19 protein-coding genes are annotated in these 20,876 nt (G+C 42.3%); 6 read left to right on the forward strand and 13 right to left on the reverse strand.

What is annotated here, in order from left to right; all coding sequences use genetic code 11:
* Positions 1-2 precede the first annotated feature (2 nt).
* Positions 3-2,228: an LruC domain-containing protein gene (locus tag HRU23_07990; GenBank protein NRA54069.1), complete on the reverse strand. Its 2,226-nt coding sequence runs from the start codon at positions 2,226-2,228 to the stop codon at positions 3-5.
* A 238-nt stretch (positions 2,229-2,466) separates the two neighbouring features.
* On the reverse strand, positions 2,467-3,891 hold the full coding sequence (gene sbcB, locus HRU23_07995) for an exodeoxyribonuclease I (protein ID NRA54070.1): 1,425 nt from the start codon (positions 3,889-3,891) through the stop codon (positions 2,467-2,469).
* A gap of 384 nt (positions 3,892-4,275) precedes the next feature.
* Here sbcB and HRU23_08000 point away from each other — a divergent pair, with 384 nt between their 5' ends.
* Both HRU23_08000 and HRU23_08005 read left to right on the forward strand, forming a co-directional pair.
* Positions 4,276-4,641 carry a hypothetical protein gene (locus tag HRU23_08000; protein NRA54071.1) on the forward strand — a complete coding sequence of 122 codons (366 nt, stop codon included), beginning with the start codon at positions 4,276-4,278 and terminating at the stop codon, positions 4,639-4,641.
* A 49-nt stretch (positions 4,642-4,690) separates the two neighbouring features.
* Positions 4,691-6,073 carry a class II fumarate hydratase gene (locus HRU23_08005; GenBank protein ID NRA54072.1) on the forward strand — a complete coding sequence of 461 codons (1,383 nt, stop codon included), beginning with the start codon at positions 4,691-4,693 and terminating at the stop codon, positions 6,071-6,073.
* Positions 6,074-6,253: 180 nt separating this feature from the next.
* Here HRU23_08005 and HRU23_08010 read toward each other — a convergent pair whose 3' ends face one another.
* The 8 genes from HRU23_08010 to HRU23_08045 form a co-directional block, all read right to left on the reverse strand.
* Entirely contained in the window at positions 6,254-6,784 is a 531-nt protein-coding gene (locus HRU23_08010; GenBank protein NRA54073.1) for a DinB family protein, read from the reverse strand.
* Complete coding sequence (locus HRU23_08015; GenBank protein NRA54074.1) at positions 6,785-8,005, reverse strand: MFS transporter; 1,221 nt, start codon at positions 8,003-8,005, stop codon at positions 6,785-6,787.
* Positions 8,005-8,913, reverse strand: a complete 909-nt coding sequence (locus HRU23_08020; protein ID NRA54075.1) for a cyanophycin synthetase — start codon at positions 8,911-8,913, stop codon at positions 8,005-8,007. Before HRU23_08020 ends, HRU23_08015 begins: the two co-directional genes overlap by 1 nt.
* A complete protein-coding gene (locus tag HRU23_08025) occupies positions 8,900-9,748 on the reverse strand; it encodes a hypothetical protein (protein NRA54076.1) in 849 nt (282 codons plus the stop codon). Before HRU23_08025 ends, HRU23_08020 begins: the two co-directional genes overlap by 14 nt.
* A 55-nt stretch (positions 9,749-9,803) precedes the next feature.
* Positions 9,804-10,298 (reverse strand): hypothetical protein, encoded by a 495-nt coding sequence (locus HRU23_08030; GenBank protein ID NRA54077.1) that lies wholly within the window; start codon positions 10,296-10,298, stop codon positions 9,804-9,806.
* 36 nt (positions 10,299-10,334) lie between these two features.
* Positions 10,335-10,790, reverse strand: a complete 456-nt coding sequence (locus HRU23_08035) for a YHS domain-containing protein (GenBank protein NRA54078.1) — start codon at positions 10,788-10,790, stop codon at positions 10,335-10,337.
* 766 nt (positions 10,791-11,556) lie between these two features.
* Positions 11,557-11,892 (reverse strand): hypothetical protein, encoded by a 336-nt coding sequence (locus HRU23_08040; GenBank protein NRA54079.1) that lies wholly within the window; start codon positions 11,890-11,892, stop codon positions 11,557-11,559.
* A gap of 79 nt (positions 11,893-11,971) precedes the next feature.
* Complete coding sequence (locus tag HRU23_08045; protein ID NRA54080.1) at positions 11,972-12,127, reverse strand: hypothetical protein; 156 nt, start codon at positions 12,125-12,127, stop codon at positions 11,972-11,974.
* Between the two features lie 186 nt (positions 12,128-12,313).
* Here HRU23_08045 and HRU23_08050 point away from each other — a divergent pair, with 186 nt between their 5' ends.
* Positions 12,314-13,273: an alpha/beta hydrolase gene (locus tag HRU23_08050; GenBank protein ID NRA54081.1), complete on the forward strand. Its 960-nt coding sequence runs from the start codon at positions 12,314-12,316 to the stop codon at positions 13,271-13,273.
* Between the two features lie 47 nt (positions 13,274-13,320).
* Here HRU23_08050 and HRU23_08055 read toward each other — a convergent pair whose 3' ends face one another.
* On the reverse strand, positions 13,321-13,743 hold the full coding sequence (locus HRU23_08055; protein NRA54082.1) for a PACE efflux transporter: 423 nt from the start codon (positions 13,741-13,743) through the stop codon (positions 13,321-13,323).
* Positions 13,744-13,841: 98 nt separating this feature from the next.
* Here HRU23_08055 and HRU23_08060 point away from each other — a divergent pair, with 98 nt between their 5' ends.
* The 3 genes from HRU23_08060 (at position 13,842) to HRU23_08070 (ending at position 16,099) form a co-directional block, all read left to right on the forward strand.
* Complete coding sequence (locus HRU23_08060; protein NRA54083.1) at positions 13,842-14,717, forward strand: LysR family transcriptional regulator; 876 nt, start codon at positions 13,842-13,844, stop codon at positions 14,715-14,717.
* 137 nt (positions 14,718-14,854) lie between these two features.
* Positions 14,855-15,514 (forward strand): leucine efflux protein LeuE, encoded by a 660-nt coding sequence (gene leuE, locus HRU23_08065; GenBank protein NRA54084.1) that lies wholly within the window; start codon positions 14,855-14,857, stop codon positions 15,512-15,514.
* A 105-nt stretch (positions 15,515-15,619) separates the two neighbouring features.
* A complete protein-coding gene (locus HRU23_08070; protein NRA54085.1) occupies positions 15,620-16,099 on the forward strand; it encodes a universal stress protein in 480 nt (159 codons plus the stop codon).
* A gap of 128 nt (positions 16,100-16,227) precedes the next feature.
* Here HRU23_08070 and HRU23_08075 read toward each other — a convergent pair whose 3' ends face one another.
* Entirely contained in the window at positions 16,228-17,514 is a 1,287-nt protein-coding gene (locus tag HRU23_08075; protein NRA54086.1) for a dicarboxylate/amino acid:cation symporter, read from the reverse strand.
* Between the two features lie 394 nt (positions 17,515-17,908).
* Positions 17,909-20,725 carry an EAL domain-containing protein gene (locus tag HRU23_08080; GenBank protein ID NRA54087.1) on the reverse strand — a complete coding sequence of 939 codons (2,817 nt, stop codon included), beginning with the start codon at positions 20,723-20,725 and terminating at the stop codon, positions 17,909-17,911.
* Positions 20,726-20,876: the final 151 nt, after the last annotated feature.

Below are 20,876 nucleotides of genomic sequence, written 5' to 3' on the forward strand. Positions count from 1 at the left end.
TATTATTCAAATAGGTGCTGGTTAATAGCCTGATTGAGTTGAAACCAATCGCTATATTGTGAGCCGTGTGATTGCACAAACTCGGCAAATTTTGGGTATGCGGTAAGCAAGGGTTTTCGTTCACTGGGCCAGTGCCAGGCATCGTTTATTTCTAATGCCCAAGGCAGATTATTACTGGTTCTGAAATAGCGGCCAGTTCCCGGATCGCTGGTATCGTCAGCTAAGCCTAAAAAGGCCGTATTAAATTTTGTCGTTGGCGCGTGGTCAGCTAAGTGAATTTCTAAACTGCGCCCCGGGTGAGTACCAAATATCTCGCCATGGTAAAGACCTTCTGTGCCAAAGATAAAGGGATCATACGGCGCCGCTGGCGTCTCACTTAGTGCTATCGGATTAATTAACGGGATGCTGAGCTCAAAAGTAAATACCGCCGATTGAGAACAGCCGGGTTCACTGCGGTAATGGATGCAAACACTTGTGACGTGCTTCCACAAGTCTTGGCTAACAACCACGACGGCATGTTCGTTACCACTTTCAAGGATCTCATACTCAGTAGCACCGTTAACCCCACTAAATTGCTGTTTCACATTGTTGTGCATTAAACGCAATGTTTGGCTGTTAACGTTCCTTTCATCAATATTTTCTAGCTGAACGGCAAAACCGCTGTGATGATAACCCCCTAATGCCTGTAACTCGCCTTCGATGTCTATTCTAACAATCATGTTATCCTTAATGACCTCAATTGTGCGGTAATGCAACACCACATCATTCATATCGTAATCTTCACTTTCTGGCCATTTGTCTTCATAAGCCAAAGTAACCCAACCATTTTGTGCTGGGTAGTAGCGATAACTTAGGTCAGTTGCAGAAATATTGATCGGGTGGTCTTCGACTTCGCCGCTAGTACTGCCGCCGCTATAACTCAGGCTTGTTTGCTCACTAAAACGAAAGCGACTCCAGCTTGAACCAACAGCGGCGTCAGGTGGCACTCGAATAGCCACTACATTAAGACCGGGGGTTAACACGACATCGATGATGCCTTGCTCGTTGGCATCGCTAAAATCACCGTCTCGATTCCAGTCAAACCATGCACTTAGTACCCCTGAACCCGACGCATAAACACTGACTACACTGTCGAGGCCTGCTTCGAGTGCGGTAACAAAATTAACGCCGTCTTCATCGTCATAACTTGTTGAGTTGACCAAGGTATTGTCATCCGACTCATTGCCCCCATAGCCATCATAATCACCATCGGGTTGGTTTAAGCCTAAAAATATTGCAGAGTTTATTAAATGGCGAGCGCCATTATCGGCTAAGGTTGTGCCATAGCTGGCTGGTGCGTCGCCAAAATCTATCGTCGATGGGGTGTCTTCATCAATCAGTGGGGCACTAGCACACCGGGCGCCGTCATTTTGACTAGAGCTGGGACCATCGGCAAATTTTACTGCAGTAACGTCCAGATTGATTAATTGAGTGTCAGTTGTGCTAGCGGTTAAGCTGGACAGATTAATCCGATAAATTTGGCCGTCTTGATTACGTGAAAGGTAAAAATAACCATTTACGTCAAAATACATCGCACCAAAAGTACCGGTTTGTCCGGTATTGCCCATCTCTAGTGTTACACCGGAGTCGGGATCGAATTGGTATAAAATACCACTGGCATTATCGACCCCAAATAATTTTTTACTGTTCGGATGAAAAGCAAAATCAGTTAAACCGACGGCGGTATTACTCGTGATGAGTTGTGCGGTTAACGAGGCGTTAGCGTCTTGGTCTAAAGGTGAGAGATCAACCTTATAAAACCCAACATTACGACGATATAAATAATAATAATGCTGAGCGACATCACCGACATAAAAAGTTTTGTTAGCAGGCAAACCCGTTAAATTAAGTGTTTGCACCTGAAAGTCGCTGCCCATTCGCACCATTTCAAAGTGGCTGGTATTATAGCCATAAAGATACTTGTCTTGCTCATTGAAGCCTAAACCATTGATGTTTGCGTTTATACCGGGGTCATCTTCAAGCAAGGTATAGTTGCCTGTCACCAGATTGATCCCATAAGTTGATACAGGGTTGCCTTGAAATAAAAAGGCCTTGCTTGGGCAGTTAGTAAATGGAGCGCCATTGCTAGAATTACTGATAAAAACTAGACCGATAAAGCAGAAAATATTTAATATGGTGCCGTAACGCTTGACGTAATAATTACTGAAGGTGTGTGTTGATCCTGTCATGACTATGCTCCCTATGTTTAAATATAGTTAATCAAACATCATGCCATCGGCGTCACTTGTTAATATTTATGTTTAAAAACAATAGGTAATTAATATTTTGGTCGTGGAATTTCACTCAGGTTGGTATTGGTACGGTGATGATATTGCAATTTGCAATGCAACATCATAACCGTGGTGTAGCAGCAGGCTTAGTGGCTAAGTCTGCGTTAAAATTGCGTGTTAACGCTTTTAAAACTAGTTATAAACTAGCGCCGTATTCAAATAACGCTTTTAAAATTGATAACTTGCGTTGATCATTTGGGTTTTCAATTGCTAAGCTCTCAAGCAATAAACCGTAACTTTCGCCGTCAAGTACATTGCGACGATAGTCATTCCATTGTTGGTGCTCGTCTACTGACAAGGTCAGCGGGAAGTTTCTGGCACGAAACCTAAACAACATTTCTTTTAGTCGCGGATCGTCAAATTGCAACTCAAGGCTCGCCAATTGTTCTGGCTCAGTTTGGCTAATACGCTCAATCGCAGCTTTGTCGGATCCACTAAAAAAGCCACCACTATAGAGCATTAAATCTGGATCGGTTTCTGGTGCGCGATCGCTCTCTATCTCAAATACGGCCGCTACTTTTTCACGTAATTGTGGTTGCTGTTTTAATAAATCAAGATTTTTACGGCACAGTGCGCGGTCAATCCCGTGTCGATCTGCCGCCTCGGGCGTTAGGGTTTTTGCCGGTGCAATAACGGGACATTTATTAATATGAATCAGTTTTATTGGCACCGGTAAATCATCACCAAGCTCGCTGCGTTTAGTATACATCCGCTGTGCAAGTTGCGCCGCATCCAGCTCTAATAATGGGGTTAAATCCATATTAAGGTTAATACAGACGATCGCGTTTTTGTTGCTTGGGTGATAAGCCAAAGGCGTAATATAGGTACAACAGCCTTGGCTTGCCGGGATCTTTGATGTGACATGAACCAAGGGAGTCAGATTGACCAAATCTAAATACTTTGAGACTTGTTGTTTACGGCGTAAATCGAAAATAAATTGGTATAGCTTTGGCTGTTTCTGTTTGATAAGTTTGGCCAATTCAATTGTCGCTATTACATCTGAAACTGCGTCGTGGGCACCTTCGTGTTTGATATTATTGGCCTTAGTGAGCAACTCAAGCCGGAAACTAACAATACCGTCATCATTTTCTGGCCAGTTAATGCCTTCAGGGCGCAGCGCATAACAGGCACGGACTAAATCAATAATATCCCAGCGTGAGCAACCATTTTGCCATTCTCGGGCGTAGGGATCTAAAAAGTTTCGATACAGCGACTGACGAGTAATTTCATCATCGAACCGAATACTGTTATATCCGGCGACGACGGTGTTAGGCACTGAAAAAATATCATTTATTTTTTCAATAAAATGGGCTTCTGGTATGCCGAGTCGGTTTACTTTTTGTGGGGTTAAGCCAGTAATGAAACAGGCTTGTGGCTGCGGCAGATAGTCATTGGCGAGTTGGCAGTATATTTCGACCGGGTCGTCGATAATATTTAAATCAAGATCGGTACGGATCCCGGCAAATTGGGCAGGGCGGTCGCGCCGGGTATCTGCTCCCCAGGTTTCATAATCGTGCCAGAAGATAGTTTGCTGGTTACTGGTGTTATTTTTTTGATTCATGTTGTTCCATAAGCCCATATACGATGGGGTGGTCATTGTGTTGTGTGGCGACTCCGGTCAGTTTGCTACAGAGCTTTTAGCGGTTGGTCTATTTATGACCGAGCAATTTATGACCGGGCAATCCAGAATTCAAATACAGACATCGCTACAGTATATACTCAAGCCAATACAATACCTAAAAAAAGCAATACCTAAACAAAGCCGTTTACCGAAATAGATGCCAGTTTATGCGCGTTATAAAATGGAACTCTTTTTTGGTCAATCGGGATAAAGAGTATTTTTTCAGAATAACTGTTTATCAGTTTAAAAGTCCTATATGATAATGGTTATCATTACGATGCAATGTTATTTCCAATACTCTCTATTATTCAGGAGCACTATGACATGACCGACGTCACACATGAAATTAAACTATGGCACGAGCTAGGTACTGTCATTAGAAAGGCATTACATCCTGAACGAAGTGATGCCTTTGTTGCCTATTTTACGCTCGGCGAGCAAATATCAACTACCTTGCCTATCGATAAACAATGGCAACTTTACCTCAGCCAACTGCACTTATTGCTAACGACCATCGAGGATCCTAAGGTGCCAGCTCACTGGCGCCGGATGTGTTTTGAATGTGTGCATCGGCCGCTATTGTCGCTAAAAAAAATCAGTAACGAGTATGCCCATGGTTCGAAAATTCGCGATTTGTATATCGCGGTAAACCAGCAGTTAAATACGGCATTTACTCAAACACCATTTTAATATTACAGGCTAACCCAACTGGTTAGCTACTTTGCAAGGTATGAAGCTAATGACCAATTTTAGAATCGAACAAGATAGCATGGGCGAACTGCAAGTGCCGGTTAACGCACTTTACGGTGCTCAAACCCAGCGGGCGATTAATAACTTCCCGATCAGCGGTCAAGTAATGCCCAAGAGTTTCATTAGCGCGCTATTAAAAATAAAAATGGCTGCCGCTAATGCCAACAAAGAATTAGCGGTGATATCGCCTGAAATTGCCGATGCAATAGTCGCGGCGATAGCCAAGTTGCTTAAAGATCCAAACATGATGACTCACTTCCCAGTTGATGTATTTCAAACTGGCTCGGGCACCAGTACTAATATGAATGCTAACGAGGTTATTTCACACATAGCTTCACAAGACAGTGGCTTAACGATCAGCCCTAATGATCATGTAAATTACGGTCAAAGTAGTAATGATGTTATCCCAAGTACCATTCATGTCAGTGCGGCGTTAGAGCTGCAACATCAATTGTTGCCAGCCCTTAAACACCTGACCGCGGTAATTGATATTAAGGCCAAATCTATTGACCATCATATTAAAACTGGCCGTACGCATTTAATGGACGCAATGCCAGTCAGAATGAGTCAAAGTTTATATAGTTGGAGCAGTCAAATTAAGCAAAACATTGCGAACTTGCAAGCGCTACAACCGGTTATTCAAACGTTAGCGCAAGGCGGCACAGCTGTTGGCACCGGCATTAATGCTCACCCAGAATTTGCCCACTTATTTAATCAAAAGTTATCTATTATTACCGAGGTTAATTTCATAGCCAGTGAAAACTTCTTTGCACTTATTGGCTCCCAAGATACTGCTGTGGCGCTGTCGGGCCAATTGAAAACAACGGCTGTTTCGCTGATGAAAATAGCCAATGATTTACGTTGGATGAACTCTGGGCCATTATCTGGGTTAGGTGAAATAGCACTAGAAGCCTTGCAACCGGGGTCGTCGATTATGCCCGGCAAAGTAAACCCGGTTATTCCAGAAGCTACCGCAATGGCTGCGGCGCAAGTAATAGGTAATGATGCTGCTATTACTATCGGCGGCCAATCGGGTAACTTTGAACTTAATGTGATGCTGCCGATGATAAGTAATAACTTACTGAGCAGCATTGAACTATTGACTAACAGCTCGCAATTACTAGCAGACAAAGCAATTGCAACGTTTGAAGTCAACAGCGACAATATTAAACAAGCCTTGTATAAAAACCCAATTTTGGTAACGGCGCTTAATTCGATTATTGGTTACGAGAAAGCGTCAAAAATAGCTAAAATTGCGTATAAAGAACAACGCGCGATTATTGATGTTGCATTAGAACATACCGAACTTTCTCGCGATAAACTGCAACAATTATTAGACCCGGCCAAACTAACTCTCAATGGTGGCGAGTAATTCTCCTTGCGTTCCCCTTGTGAAAATATATCGTTAACATCGGCCAAATTTCACAAGGAGACCTTGCTATCGTGTCGGTTAAGAACGATCGACATGCGAGTATGGCCTGATTTTCGTGTTATAACTTGACGTGCGTGCACGATTTAACTGCATGTCATCGCTATTGCAATCTCTGCCCACTTATTGGACGCACGGTGCTTGCTGTTGACTGCGTAAAAAGCTGGCTGTGGATGGCGCGGTGCCTAACCCCGTTGTGACTGATTGGCCTAAATATTTTGCAATAGCCGCCATTAACGCTAAATGATGCGTTAGGTGGCTCGAGGCAAAGCACAGTTCTCGGCTTAACGATGAATAACATTGCACACTTTGCACACTGTAAATCGACACTTCGCCGCGTATGCTCAGTGATTGACCTAAAGTGCTGACATCGAGTTGTAATAACCTATTTCGGATCAATTGCAGTTCATTAATCCCTTCAATTTTGACCCTTTCTAAGGCCAGACCTCGGCGACGAATATCGTAATCAATGGTATGGGCTTGAGTTGGATTTATCAGTGCCATATACAGGTCAAGAATATGGCGCAAGTGTTGGCCGATTGAACTATCAAACAGCGGAGCAGGTGATTGCTGATAACAGTCATCGCTTAGCCCATCAATAAATTCGATCATTTGATCGAGCGACTCAACGCAGCCTTTTATAATTACGTTCATTTAGATAATCCGTTTATCGTGCGTTGGCACATAGTTAATTGAGTCAGAGCCTGACAGTTGCGTTAGGTGTTTTGTGGTAACTGGAGTGGGGCCGTAAAGCGCGTACAATAATCCGGCTGGCGCTAACAGCCAATACAGCGCAGGTAAGTCAGCAACGGTAGCATCGCCAAAGAACAATACTGTGGCAAGTACAGCGAAGAAAATCACAATAGCCCCTTGAGATAAATAGCTTTTTAACCAGATAATATTGAGAGCATCTAGTTGATTAGCATGATCGAAAAATCGTTTATTAAAACTAAGGCGAAAAAAGGAGGTTAAAAACGCAATCAGCAAGATCAATAGGTAAAGAGACACACCTTCAATCTCAACCGTCAGCATGCCACGTAATGCACAGGATAAGGCGTATAAAACAACCGCGCTATAAAAAACATAATGTTGGTTTAAGCGGTCAATGGTGTTCTTTATTACCATAAAAATAAGACTTAATACCAGCGTTAATGCCACTAGCATCAAGCCAAGTTCAAACACATTGCCGCGGCTGATAAAAAATAGGCTTAAGACCCAAAAATAGCTTTCAAAAAACAGAAATACGCCATCTATTGCGAACACCAGTTTATTGCGCTTGCTTAATGGTTTAGCTTGCTTGCGTTCAATTTTAGGATCATTGTCTGCACGTAATAAGACTAAGATTGCCAGTAATGATAAAAAGAAGCTGGTGCCAAATAATAGTTCAAAGTGCTGATTTTCTTGAAGGTAAGCGCCAATTAAAATACCAAGTTTAAGTAAGAACACCACCAATATTTGAAAGTTACCGTATTGCCTGCCGGTTTTATTACTTGTTTTTTTTGAACGATTTTGATTCGTCATGGCACTGAACATAACTCGCTGGGTGGTCCAATAAAAACAGTTATACATGCCATTGAGCAGCGCACCACCGATTAACAGCACGGTGTTGTCAGCGCTGATAATAACCGCAATTAAGCCAAGTTCTGCGATAAATGAGAGTGCCAGAATTTGGCGCCATTGCGATCGTTGATACAATGATTGCCACCAACGCAGTGACACCATAAACCCCAATCCTGTGATGGCAACAAACAGACTAATTTGAGCCAGCCCAAAGCCTTGTTGCCACAAAATTACCGGGATAAAAAACGGCAGCAGCCCAATCAATAATGAATGGACGGCGCAAAACCGGTAAAAACTGGCCGTGTTCGTGGTCATTAGAATAGATCAGCTTGCGCTATATCTAACTGGTCAAGCTGGCTAAAATAAGGGCTTAGGTCTTCTTTTTCACCATAACGTGGATAATCGTGCATTTTGAGGTACGGGCGTGAATTCACTTCCAAAAAGATACATTTTTGCTTGGTATATTCTTGGCTGATATCGTGTTCAAAAATAACATCTATCCCTAAAATATTGGCGTCAAACATTTGCAGCACATCGAGAAAAAGTTGGTTATTGAGCGCAGGAATGCTTTGTTTGTCGATGGTGCGTACCACACCGCCTGGCGCTAACGAAATGCGGTAAAATAACGTCACAATAGCGCCAGGGGCAGGGATGTTATTTAAGCTCAATTGTTGTTTTTTTAAGAAATCGACTGTGGTGGAATTTTTAGTTAGCCGATACATGCAGGGAAACAAGCCCATTTGTTGGCGAATAGCATTTTCTTGGTCAATCAGCTCACTAATGCTGTGCTGGCCGTCACCAGTAACGAATGGCGCATAACGCTCAATCACCGACATTATTTGGCCTTTGATCACGACCACGCGGTAATTTTTTCCTAACAAGAACTGTTCTACTACCGTGGTCGGCCACCATAATTTTGCGAGGAATATCGCCTTCCATAACTGTCGGTAGTTATTAATGGGGAAATGACTGCCGCGCGAAAAACCACTGACATTGGGCTTAATCACTAAAGGAAATCCATGTTGTTTAGCAAACCGGTGCGCAACCAACGGGTTTAAGAAAATTTCACCTTTGGCATGTGGCACATTGCCTTGTTCAAAAACTTGGCGCGCTTGTTCTTTCGATCGGCAACCTCTGCGTGTTTCAAGGCTGTTATAACTGCTACACCCGCCCATGAATTTTTTACTTATCCAGGCATAAATATATTTCTTAATGGCTTTCATTGCCGACCTCATTGCTAACAAGATGTTTGGCCTGACGCATCCGACCGAGTTTTTGGAAAAAAACCGCAGTGCGCGGTTGATCTTTGGGTATAACCTTGGTGACTTTGGCCAGTGCCAACATCGCATTAAACACAAAACTGATTTTGTCTTTAAGCGCGGTGTTCGAGCTTAATAAAACCAGTGGCATTGGCACAAAGAGGTTAATTTCGATGACTTGGAAATTGCCATTAATTAACTGTTCAAGCGAATCGGCGCGCACGCCAACCCGTGAAATTTTAAACGGGCCCATTTGACTAATATGCTCAGCTAATGCATTGCGTTGCATTGACGTTAAGCGAGGGGTGATATCTTGATAATGCGTATTATCGTTATAAATACCGTTAATTGGGTAAGCCTCTTGGCTTGAGTTGCTGACCTGAGTAACGGATAAAATAGCCGATTGACTGAGATTTTGATGATCTAAAATACTAAACATTTCAAACTCGATTGCGCCTAACGCTGCTTCTTGGACCAGATATTCCATATCAGTGGCGGTGCGCAAACGACGTAACCGTTGCAGCTGCGCTATATTATCTGCTCGGCCAATACCTTGAGAATTTTGTCCCCACTCAGGTTTAACAAAAACCGGAAAGCGTTGCGGTTGACGGCAGGGATCATCAATCCACTGAGACAAGCGCCAGTGGGCAGGAATTAATCGGTCAATGTCGAGCTTTGAGAATAAGCCTTTATTTTGATTAAAATAGTCACCGTTGAGCCTAAAGTAATGCCAAGGTTTAACCCATAACTTAATGCACCAAAATATATAACTTAGTACCAGTAAAATTCGAATTAACATGAGAATAGATTCACCCTTGTTTTACGTAAAAGTAATAGGTCACAATCGATCCCATTCAATGCTTGGTTTGACGGTTATTAATCACCGCCAAGAGCAAGCCTAAGATCAAAATTGAAACCGCGGCATAAAATAACGAACCACCATCACTGACACCGTTGTGTAATACCTCAACCCCGAGCGGAGTCGCTAAATGAAAAAATACTGCGCCAGACATCACGGCTGCTGATAACAGACCACCGGCCGTGTGGATCAATGCCCGTGAAGGTGATTGCTCGATGATATTTAGCTTCTTGGCTGCCCACAGCAGTGCTGGCAACAGTAATATCAGCGCTGCTAACAATTCAACCAGTCCGACAGCGACAGCGCCATTAGCGACAAACCATTGGCCTAAAGTTACGTTAAAGCTATCTTGGATCCATAATCCGATAGTGCCAAATATATGCTGGGTATCGGGATGGCCGGTAAACTTATAAGGTAATGAAGATAAAAATACTTTGCAAATCCAAACGACAGCCAGCCAGCTAAATATTGTGGTGATACGGTTTTTCATGATGTTCTCGATAGTTAATTTAATGGTAGCGCTACATTAGTTGATGACGCCAGGCCAGTTTTGGTCAGCTTGCAAGATCAATTTTTGCGAGTCTTTAAGCCACTTATTCTGAATATCAAAATTGTAATTTAGATAGAGCTTGTCATCGACTATTTTCCATGCTTTGGGATCTGAACTGGCCGTATCACCTTGTGAAACAGCCCAAGCACAATAGCCACCGTACTGAGGTGCATATTTGGTCGGCGCTTGAGCAAAAAGGGCTAAATTTTCTTGGCTACTAAATTGCCAAGTCGCCCCTTGATATTGGGTTGTAAAATCACTGCTGCCTTTGACGGGTTTAGCTTGGGTAAAATAAGCAACCGTGTCGTAACCCGATACGGCTAAATCACTAAAAAAAGCGGTATACGTTTTTGAACCAGCATTACTGGTTGCTGAAAAAATCAGGATAAGACAACTCATTACAAGATTAATTACAGTTTTGTTGTTAAGCATAATGAATACTCGTGTATTTGGGGCCACTGTGATGAATGTGGCTAACATTTACTGGATGTATCTAATAAGAACCGTGTTTTTGATATTTTATTTCAATTTATTTTGATTATTTTTTAATTTGTAGGAATAAGACTTGGTCACAACATCAGCGATAGACAAATAATAAGGCCGTTAACAGCACGCTAACGGCCCTGGCATTTGATTTTTAGGTTTTAGATATTAAGTGAACTTGCTCGCTCACTAACTAATTTAGTCTAACGGGATCTCAAACGGATACATCACTGTGCTCGAACTAAAGAGAGCCAAACCATTGTCTAAGGTTAAATCACCTTGGACAATGGCCTGCACCGTGGCGTCAAATCCGGTTAATTACTTAAAATCAAGCAATGTTAAGTAGCCATCGGCAATGGCGATCACTATTTCACTACTGACAGCGCTAGGTAAGGTTGGCAGCACATAATTGTTTACTGTCGCCGCCATAAATATATTCCAGCTTGCTCCGGTAAAATCTAGCTCAAGGTTGAAGCCATCAACCGCGGACTATCGCTCGCCTGCCAAGAAAAATGATTGCCATCGTATTAATATTGGCCGCGCTAAACTCTGGCAGGTTAAACACCAGCCCTGAGGTTGGCAATTGGGTTTCAACCCAAGACTGTATATACCGGTGTATCATTGGTCCCATTATCGACCTGCGCTTCCAAGTAGAAATAATACGACGACGCAATGTAATAAATAGAGAACGAGTTATTCATCGGTTCAGCTAGGGTCATGATTGCGGTTTGGTGAAGCTCTCACCAGTCATTGCATAAGGGCTAATGGTCAATTGACTATTATTTACCACCGGAATGAGAATCGGGGTATTGGTCATATCTAGTACCAAGCTGCTCCCCACATTACCGGTCTGTATTGCTTGCGAGTGTGCGATGGCCTGTGTTTGAGCGTTTGTGCTATCAATGCCATTTGCGATTAGGTAGTAATCGTCATGGTTAAGCAGTGCATTACAAAACTTGACTGCCACTGAGTCGTTTTGTGACGTTGGTTTTGGAATTGAATCACCCAAGGTATTGTTATAGTAACCAAAGGGAATAACGTTAGCTGACACGTTAATACATTGAACCTCGACACTGCTTTACTCCGATTCGTTACAAAATGCCTTGTTCTAATTTGACTTGACCCGACAATTACGCTGTAGTTTGTGCTGGTGTTTGCTCTTTTTGGGTGGTGCTGGTCGTGGTGGCTGTGTCATCACTGCTGCTGCCGCAACTGGCGATTAAAAGTATTGAAGCAGTGACGAGTAAACAACGCAGGGCGCGTTGGGGTAGGCGAGTTGTAATCATTTTAATCCCTTAAAATATTGTTAGTAGCAAACAGCATAGTCCAGCATTAAAATATAGTAATAATAAAACGATGGTATTTTTTACAGATTATAAAAGTGTGACTAATGTAACTGCCATAGCGTTGTTTTTGCAGTTAAGACAAGTGGAATTAGCCTATCAATAATTGATTAATACGAGGGGAAACGGATGTTATTTATCACCAATAGAACGCCGCAAGGCTCGATTGAAACGACATTAAACCGAGCTTATCAATTTGATCTTAATATTAATGCACCGGCTAACTCAGCGTTTTACTGTCAGCGGTATGGCCATGATGACTATCGTGAAATAGGTTCTGTCGCGTTAATGAATGCGCTAAAAAAGTCGGCTGCTAAACAGTTACTTTTTTATATTCATGGGTCGGCTTGCATGCCCGAACCCGATGTTTTTGAGCGCGCACAATTACTGCAGCAGTCATTTAATCAGTATAAAGAGGGCATGGTTGAGGTGATCCCGCTAATTTGGCCTTGTGATAATGACTTTGGCATGATTAAAGATTATTGGGACGATCAAAAGTCTGCCGACTTAAGTGGTTATTCCTTTGCCCGGGTATTGCAAAAATTTATCCACTGGCGTCACCTGGCGACTGATGAGGCGCCATGCCTTAAGCGGATCAATGTGTTAGCCCATTCAATGGGTAATCGGGTGTTACGCGAAACACTCAGTACTTGGGATCACTACGATTTGGCCAATGGGGTGCCGCTATTATTTAGAAATACCTTTATGGTCGCGGCCGATGTGGTCAATGAAGCACTTGAAAAACAACAATCTGGTCGGTTGATAAGTGAGTCGTCGCGCAATGTAAGCGTTTATTATGCGGCCGATGATTTGGCCTTACAAGCGAGTAAAATATCTAACCTAAAAAACAGAGTGGCTTCGCGGCGCTTAGGCCATACCGGGCCAGAAGATATGGCGAAGGTTCAAGCTAACGTATTTGCAATAGATTGCGATAACGTAAACTCACAGTACGATTGGCCAATTGGGCACAGCTATTTCGTCGCTGACGATGATGCGAATGCTGGTGCTGTGTTTGAACACATTTGCCAATCAATTGATACGGGGCGAGTGGTTGTTAATGATGCTGCCAATCGCCGCCACCAATTATAGTTTGGCTAAAATAGTTTGGCTGAGATAATTTGAATAACATAGTTTGATTAAGCTAGCTGTTTATCTGGGTATAAGCGGTGGCGCAGCAGATCATAAACCCAATTAAATCCCATGGTATAAAGAGTGAAGAAAATTGCAGCGCCGATATCCATTAACAGAGCACTGATAAAGTCGAGATCTAATGCCCACATAATGAGTGGGGTAGTCACCACTAATAAACCAAATTCGAAAAATAAGGCATGAGCAGCACGAATTTTAATTGTGCGCTTTATTCTATCTTGACCAAAGAAACGGTCAAAGATCAGATTGTAAAAATAATTCCAGACCATCGCGATGACAGAAAAAGCAATGCCGAGACTCGCTAATAGGCTTTTATCATGTTGTAAAAACAATGCCGCCAGCGTTACGCCAATAATTAACGCCAATGCTTCATATAAAATGCTGTGAAAAATACGTTCAGCCGTGCCCATAGTTAGGTTTCCTGTGAGAATAAATGGACTAAAAATTATTGTTGTATAATATCAGTATTTAATATCTTTAGAAGTTAGTAACCATCAGGAAAAGTGATATGTATAATTTAGACCATCTCAGAATGTTTGTAACTGTGGTCGAAACGGGTTCCTTTTCTGCCTGTGCGCGAAAACTCAGTAAAGCACAATCGGCTGTTAGTCAGGGTATTGCGAACTTGGAAGTGGACTTGGCCACGCTATTATTTGACCGCTCAACCCGTAAACCTACTTTAACGGTAAAAGGCCAGCAGTTATTGTCACATGCTCAAGCAGTATTAAAACAAGCTCACGAGATGGAAACGGTCGCCTTAGCGCTCGATAACAATGAAGAAGCAGGTTTGGTGATAGCGCTTGATGACGCATTGTTGATACCGCAACTTCAACAGTTGTTAAGCGATTTTTCGTTACGTTTTTGTGCAACGACATTGACCATTAAAACGACCACTAGTCAAAATGTGGCCACGTTAATTCAAGCACAACAAGCCGACATTGGTCTGATGTTTAGCGACCTTTCTTTTCCGCAAGCGCTTGATTTATGCTACCTCGGTGGCGTCGATTTTGTCGCTGTGGTCAGTCGCAATCATCCATTGGCCGCCAATGAGACAATCTCTACAGCAGACTTGATCGGTCATCGTCAGTTGGTGATAAGTGGCTTAGGGCAAAACGATCTTCATCAACTGCCGCCAATGAGCGCTAATCTTTGGTATTGCGATTCGTTTAATGCGCTTTATTGCTTAATGTTGCAAGGCTTAGGCTGGAGTTACTTACCAAGTCATCTGGTTAAAGCGGCTGTTACATTGGGGCAGGTGAAAGTCCTGATGACTACCTTTGACCACAAAGCGTGGCATGTACCGGTTGATTTGGTGATGGCGAAAAATCAATGCGTTGGTCCGGCGCTAGCTTGGCTGCGTGATAAAATGAAACCACTTTTTTAATTCAAGCACAGATGATCATTGAATTAATGAGATTGGGATTAAATATTGATAAAAGTCATTGAATTTACTAACCTGTCAGGTCTTCGACTAATGCGTGGCGTTAGCATTGGCTAATTTGTTATAACTAAGGATTAAATGTGGAAAGTTTTGGCATAATCAATTACTTAACCTATGTTTTGGGGGCGGTGTTGATCATCTTATTACCAGGGCCTAACTCTATTTACGTGCTGTCACTGGCTGCACAACAAGGCACGCGCAGTGGCTGGGCGGCAGTAGCTGGGGTATTTGTCGGCGATAGCTTGTTGATGATTGCGACAGCCTTGGGCGCGATTTCAATTTTGACTGCTTACCCTGCCGTGTTCATGGTGGTTAAGTATGCCGGTGCAGCCTATCTGATATACATTGGTATTACTCTGATTGGTGGGGCGATATCAACGTGGAAAACATTAGATGACAATGGGTTAGATGATAAAATATCACTAAAGAAAACGACGGGTACCAAAGCGTTTAATAAAGCGTTGTTGGTGAGCATCTTAAATCCTAAAGCGATATTATTTTTCTTGTCATTTTTTGTGCAGTTTGTTGATCCAAATTATCCATCGCCGGCAGTGCCTTTTTTTATCTTAGCCCTGACGTTACAATTTTTTAGTTTGGTGTATTTAGCCGTGTTAATTTATGCGGGTTCGACGCTGGCTGCAGCGTTTAAAAAGCGTAAAAAAGTCACGGCTATATCGGGCGGTGGTGTTGGTTCGTTATTTGTATTCTTTGCGGTTAAACTGGCATTTGCCAGCGTTTAAGTTCGCCCATTCGTAATTGTTATCGCTCAGTTGATTCAGATCATGATTGAGCGGTAACTAGCACAATATAATCATCTTAATTTAATAATATAGCTTAAGAAGATTATGATCCCGCAAATAAAAACAATCCTTTACGTGTCTGATATTGAAGATGGTTCGCGACCTGCTTTTCGCATGGCTGTTAGTTTAGCCAAGCAATATGATGCTAAAATTATCTTTTTACATGTGATTGCCCCAATGCCTGATTCGGTGCGAGTAACGTTAGAGTCGACATTGTCAGCGCCGCAATACCGTAAAATCCGTCAAGACGGTTTAATGCATTTGCGTGAGACGATTGGTCAACGTATTGATAACTTTTGCACCAGTGAACTGGCGTCGATGGAGTGGCACCCCCACGTTGAATCGTTATTATTAGAAGGCAGCGTTCATCAAATCATTGTCGAAGCCGCCAAAATAAAATCAGCAGAATTGATCGTGATGGGCACTCGAACGCACAGTGCGACCAAACAGTTTTTTATGGGATCAACAGCCAACAAAGTGATGCACCACAGTGATATTCCGGTGTTGGTTGTGCCTTTGCATTAATGAGACTTTGCTGGAATTAATTTAGATTTGGATTAACTTAGCTTTGAATTATCTTAGATATTAAAAAGCCGCGCAGTAATTACTTACTGCGCGGCTTTTTTAGTGACAAAGAATGTCAGCAGGGCATATTACGCTGCTTTTTCACTTTGTACTGGCTCTTGAGGTGTTAGCGATGAAACATCGCCCGTGTTTAATGCACCTTCAGATTTAGCCACAATGGTATTTACCGCTGTATCACCCACTACGTTAGCAGCAGTACAGAACATGTCATTAATACGGTCAACCGCAGCAATGATAGCTAATGCTTCAATTGGTAGTCCTAGTTGATGTAATAAAACACCAATCATTACTACGCCGCCACCAGGAACACCACCGGCACCGATTGATAGTAGTAAAACAGTAATACCGATAGAGAATAAGTCTGCAGTTGCAATCGGCATACCGTACGCATTGGCGGCAAAGATAGTCGCTAGTGCGATGTAGATTGAAACACCAGACATATTCATGGTGGCACCTAATGGCACACCAAAACCAGCCACTGAACGAGAAACACCGATTTTCTCTGTCAAGGTACGCATCGTTACCGGAATCGTTGCGTTCGAGCTAGCAGTCGATAAAGCAAACAGAATTTGCTCGCGAGTATGACGACGGAACTCACTAGGCTTAATACCAGTGAAAGCCCAAACAACCAGTGGGTAAACAGCGAAAATCCAGAAAATTAACATGGCGACAACGAGGCCGACATAGCCAGCGACCGAGCCTAAGGTTGCAACATCTAATGTGCCACCTAATTGGATCATTAACGCAAAGACACCGTAAGGCGCTAATTTCATGATAAGCGTTACTAGCTTCATCATTACTTCGTTAGCCACTTTAAAAGTACGAACAGCTGGGCCGCCACGTGACTCAAGTGCTTGGATAGCAAGACCGGTAATGATCGCCATAAAGATGATTTGTAACATGTCACCACTAGCAAATGCCTGAACAGGGTTGCTTGGTACAATGTTGATAATTAACTGTGCCAAATCTGGCGTTTCAGTTGCTGCTAGTTTCATTACATCACCAGTTACGGCAAGATTAGCACCAGCACCTGGCTGAACTAGCATGCCAACAGTTAAAGCGACTGTAATAGCAAGCAGAGTATTAACAATATAGAAAGCAAATGTTTTGCCACCAAGGCGACCAAAAGATTTGATGTCTTTTAATTCACAAACACCACAAACAATTGAAATAAATACTAATGGTACAACCATTAACTTGATTAGCGAGACGAACATGCCGCCAGCTGCTTCAGCGGTGCCAACAATGTAGGTATCTAAAAAACCAATAGTTGGAAATGCATACTGTATTAGCGTACCTAAAAGCAAACCGGCAAATAAACCGATAAAAATCTTGCCGGATAAAGACTGACCCATCACGGACTCCTTAAGATGTTGTATATTGTGGATGTATATTGTTTGGTACGGCTATTAATCTGCCGTTAACAATGAGCGACCGAATCTTACATGGCTGCAACAATATTTATAGAGTGCAATAAGACCTAAAGCTTAAAAGTGTGATGTGCGTCACGCTTCGATCGTTTAGTTGTTGTAAAAGTGGGCGCTTGATGTTGCCACTTTTAAAATGGATCGCCAGAAAAAGCAATGATAGTGGGGTGTAGCAAGACAGCACGTATTACTATTTAAAGTGCTAACTAGATCGCTGACCCAAGTTTTGTGATGGGTTATAGCGTTTATGTGGTGGTGGGTTGCGTTTACAAGCTATTGCTAGCAGTTGATTAAAATTAGATCTTAAGATTTACTGGTAAGGCTATTTACTGAGCTCAATTTCAACGGACTCAACAAATTTTTGTTGCCACTGCTGAGTTAGCAGGCTATATGATTGTTCACCAGTAACGGCCTCGCTAAAATAAAACCCTTGGATGTATTCACATTGTTGTTGCTGGAAAAAACTGAGCTGTTCAGCGGTCTCAACGCCTTCGGCGACGACTTTTAATTTAAGACTGTGAGCCATAGAGACAATCGCGCGAGCGATCGCGGCACTATTATCTTGGTCTAATTCTCGGACAAAAGATTGATCCACTTTTAATACATCGACCGGTAATTTACGTAAATAGCATAATGATGAATAGCCTGTTCCAAAATCATCGATCGAAAGACTAACGCCTAAGTTTTTTATTACGTCCAGCATTAAGGTGGTCTTTTCAGGGTTTTCCATCACGATAGACTCAGTTAGCTCCAGTTCAATATATCGCGGATCGATTGCTATTTCTTTGATGATTTTTGCAATTTCAAGTGGGTAGTCTGATAATTGGAATTCTCGCGCCGATACGTTGATCGCAATTTGCAAATCGTTAAACCCGCGACTGTGCCACTCTTTAAGTTGCAGGCAGGCAGTCGTGAAAATGAACTGCCCCAATTCTTTAATTAAACCAGCGTCTTCTGCAACGGGGATAAATTCAGAGGGGGGCACGTTGCCAAGTACCGGATGGCTCCAGCGGGCGAGGGCTTCAAAACCCAAAATTTTGAAGTTATTGGTATCAACTTTTGGTTGATAGTAGACGGATATTTGTTGTCGTTCCAGGGCGTAATGCAGCTCATGTTCGATTAAGTTTCGGCGCTCTGCTTGCACGTTCATCGCTTGATCAAAAAAGTGAAAGTTATTTCTGCCATTGCTTTTTGCATAATACATTGCGGTATCCGATTGCTTTAGCAATTCTTCAGTGCTATTCGCGTCGTTGGGAAAGGTACTAATGCCAATGCTAGTACCAATATGGGTACATTGCTTCTTAAGCGTAAATGGCTGCTGAAAGTCTTGTAGAATTTTACGTGCCACGGTTTCTGCTTGGCGTAAATTCGTGATATTTTCTAGTATGATGGTAAATTCATCCCCAGAGAGGCGTGCCAGCAGATCGGTGTCTCGCAGATGCAACTTCATTCGATGAGCGGCTTGAATTAATAACTCATCGCCCGCGTCGTGACCTAATGTGTCATTAACTTGTTTAAATTTGTCTAAATCAATAAATAGCAACGCAATAATCTTATTATGGCGTTTAGCACTGGCGAGCGATTTTGCAAAATAATCGTGAAACATCGCCCTATTTGGCAGTTTGGTTAGCGGATCGAAGTTGGCCATGAAATATAATTCATTTTCATTTCTCTTGCGCTCGGTAATGTCGGAGAAAACGGCTACTACATAGTTATAATTCTCATACTCGGTATGTTTAACAGCGTTTAACGCCAGTTCTAACATGTAAGCAGAGCCATCTTTTCGTTGATCCGTAAGCTCCCCACTCCAACTACCTTGGCTTGATAATGCCGTTTCAATTTGGCTGAAATTATCAATTTTATCTATAACAGACAACTGTTTATGATGCATTTCGTTGGCTTCAAATTGAGTTATGTTACTAAACGCTTGATTTGCCGCGATCACACGTAATTGGTCATCTAAAATAACAATTGCATCGCTGGTATTGTCAAAAACCGAGGCATAGAGTTTTATTTGCTCTTCAGCAAGATGTTGCTTGGTGATATCTTGCAAGGTTCCGGTCATGCGTAAAGCAACGTTGTTTTGGTCAAACTGGGTCACTTTGCCGGTCAGTTTTAACCATAGCCAATTTGATTCACAACAAACTCGAAATTCAATATTATACTGTTCGATCTGCTGCGTGATGTAATACTGCGAATAAAATCTAAATCGCTTGCGATCATCCGGATGGATCATTTTATGCCAGTTGGCATTAGATAATAGCGTTTCGTCTTTATTTATCCCGAGAATTTTGCAGCTGTGCTTATCTAAGTAAAGCTGTTGCTGCAACAGATCCAGATCCCATAACCCTTCGCCACCACCAAGCAGGGCAAGAGATAAGCGTTGTTGGCTTTTTTTTAGTGCCTGCTCGGCATCGGATAATTGTTCGAGCATGCCATTAAAACCGTCGACTAATGTATTTAACTCTAAAACGGGGGTTGGCTGTGCTCGCAATGAAAAGTCGTGCTGATTGCCTATTTTTTTAAAAAGCAGCACTAAGGTAGAAATGGGGTTTATGATGGTCTTAATTTTTTTGCGAGTGATCACTATCGTCGATGTTAATGCCGCAACAAAAATGGTGAAGACTACGATGGCTAATTCTAATTGTCGGGTTCGTAACCGTTCAACATCAGATAGTAAATATATTTGACCAATAGTTACGCCATTTTTAACAATTGGCTGCGAGACTTCAATAAAATCATCGGTCATTAAAATATGCTGTGTTAAGACTCTTGGATTGATTTCTTTCGTCCAATTATTGTGGTATTGCGATAAAATTTCACCTGCTGAATTAAGCACAGCACCATAGCGAATTTGCGGGTAGTGTTGTAATGAAGTGAAAGTTTGGTTATCGCCGGGATCATGGTCAAATGAAAACGCTGGTTGTGAATTACTTGCCGTGTCTAATGCAATAGCATTAACTTGATGTGCTAAATCTTTTTTAAAACTAATTTGATCGTAAATGAGAAAAGAGCCAAAGGAGAGAATTAACGCAACGATGCTAGTTAAAAGGATAACCTTAGACAAACTGTCTTGTAACGAATTAGTCGGCAGTAATTTATCTGCTAATGTTCGCGCCTTTAAAGCCGGTTTGACCACAATTCAATCCTTGAATGTAAGCATATAATGAGCATCGTCTTATATATCTAACATAACGGAATACGAGAATAATTACTAACGTTTATCTTGCTGGATCCTGAAAAAACCTATATAAAGCGGCAATAAAAAAGCCAACGAGAATACCTCGCTG

It is taken from the genome of Gammaproteobacteria bacterium (genome assembly GCA_013214945.1).
In the GTDB taxonomy this organism is placed as follows: domain Bacteria; phylum Pseudomonadota; class Gammaproteobacteria; order Enterobacterales; family Psychrobiaceae; genus Psychrobium.

Excerpts from the sequence above, each read along its gene's own strand:
- HRU23_08060 (NRA54083.1), top strand. The coding sequence starts at position 13,842 with ATGTATAATTTAGACCATCTCAGAATGTTTGTAACTGTGGTCGAAACG.
- HRU23_08035 (NRA54078.1), bottom strand. The coding sequence starts at position 10,790 with ATGCTTAACAACAAAACTGTAATTAATCTTGTAATGAGTTGTCTTATC.
- HRU23_08030 (NRA54077.1), bottom strand. The coding sequence starts at position 10,298 with ATGAAAAACCGTATCACCACAATATTTAGCTGGCTGGCTGTCGTTTGG.
- HRU23_07990 (NRA54069.1), bottom strand. The coding sequence starts at position 2,228 with ATGACAGGATCAACACACACCTTCAGTAATTATTACGTCAAGCGTTAC.
- sbcB (NRA54070.1), bottom strand. The coding sequence starts at position 3,891 with ATGAATCAAAAAAATAACACCAGTAACCAGCAAACTATCTTCTGGCAC.
- HRU23_08020 (NRA54075.1), bottom strand. The coding sequence starts at position 8,913 with ATGAAAGCCATTAAGAAATATATTTATGCCTGGATAAGTAAAAAATTC.
- HRU23_08045 (NRA54080.1), bottom strand. The coding sequence starts at position 12,127 with ATGATTACAACTCGCCTACCCCAACGCGCCCTGCGTTGTTTACTCGTC.
- HRU23_08070 (NRA54085.1), top strand. The coding sequence starts at position 15,620 with ATGATCCCGCAAATAAAAACAATCCTTTACGTGTCTGATATTGAAGAT.
- HRU23_08015 (NRA54074.1), bottom strand. The coding sequence starts at position 8,005 with ATGACCACGAACACGGCCAGTTTTTACCGGTTTTGCGCCGTCCATTCA.
- HRU23_08010 (NRA54073.1), bottom strand. The coding sequence starts at position 6,784 with ATGAACGTAATTATAAAAGGCTGCGTTGAGTCGCTCGATCAAATGATC.
- HRU23_08000 (NRA54071.1), top strand. The coding sequence starts at position 4,276 with ATGACCGACGTCACACATGAAATTAAACTATGGCACGAGCTAGGTACT.
- HRU23_08055 (NRA54082.1), bottom strand. The coding sequence starts at position 13,743 with ATGGGCACGGCTGAACGTATTTTTCACAGCATTTTATATGAAGCATTG.
- HRU23_08050 (NRA54081.1), top strand. The coding sequence starts at position 12,314 with ATGTTATTTATCACCAATAGAACGCCGCAAGGCTCGATTGAAACGACA.
- HRU23_08025 (NRA54076.1), bottom strand. The coding sequence starts at position 9,748 with ATGTTAATTCGAATTTTACTGGTACTAAGTTATATATTTTGGTGCATT.
- HRU23_08005 (NRA54072.1), top strand. The coding sequence starts at position 4,691 with ATGACCAATTTTAGAATCGAACAAGATAGCATGGGCGAACTGCAAGTG.
- HRU23_08075 (NRA54086.1), bottom strand. The coding sequence starts at position 17,514 with ATGGGTCAGTCTTTATCCGGCAAGATTTTTATCGGTTTATTTGCCGGT.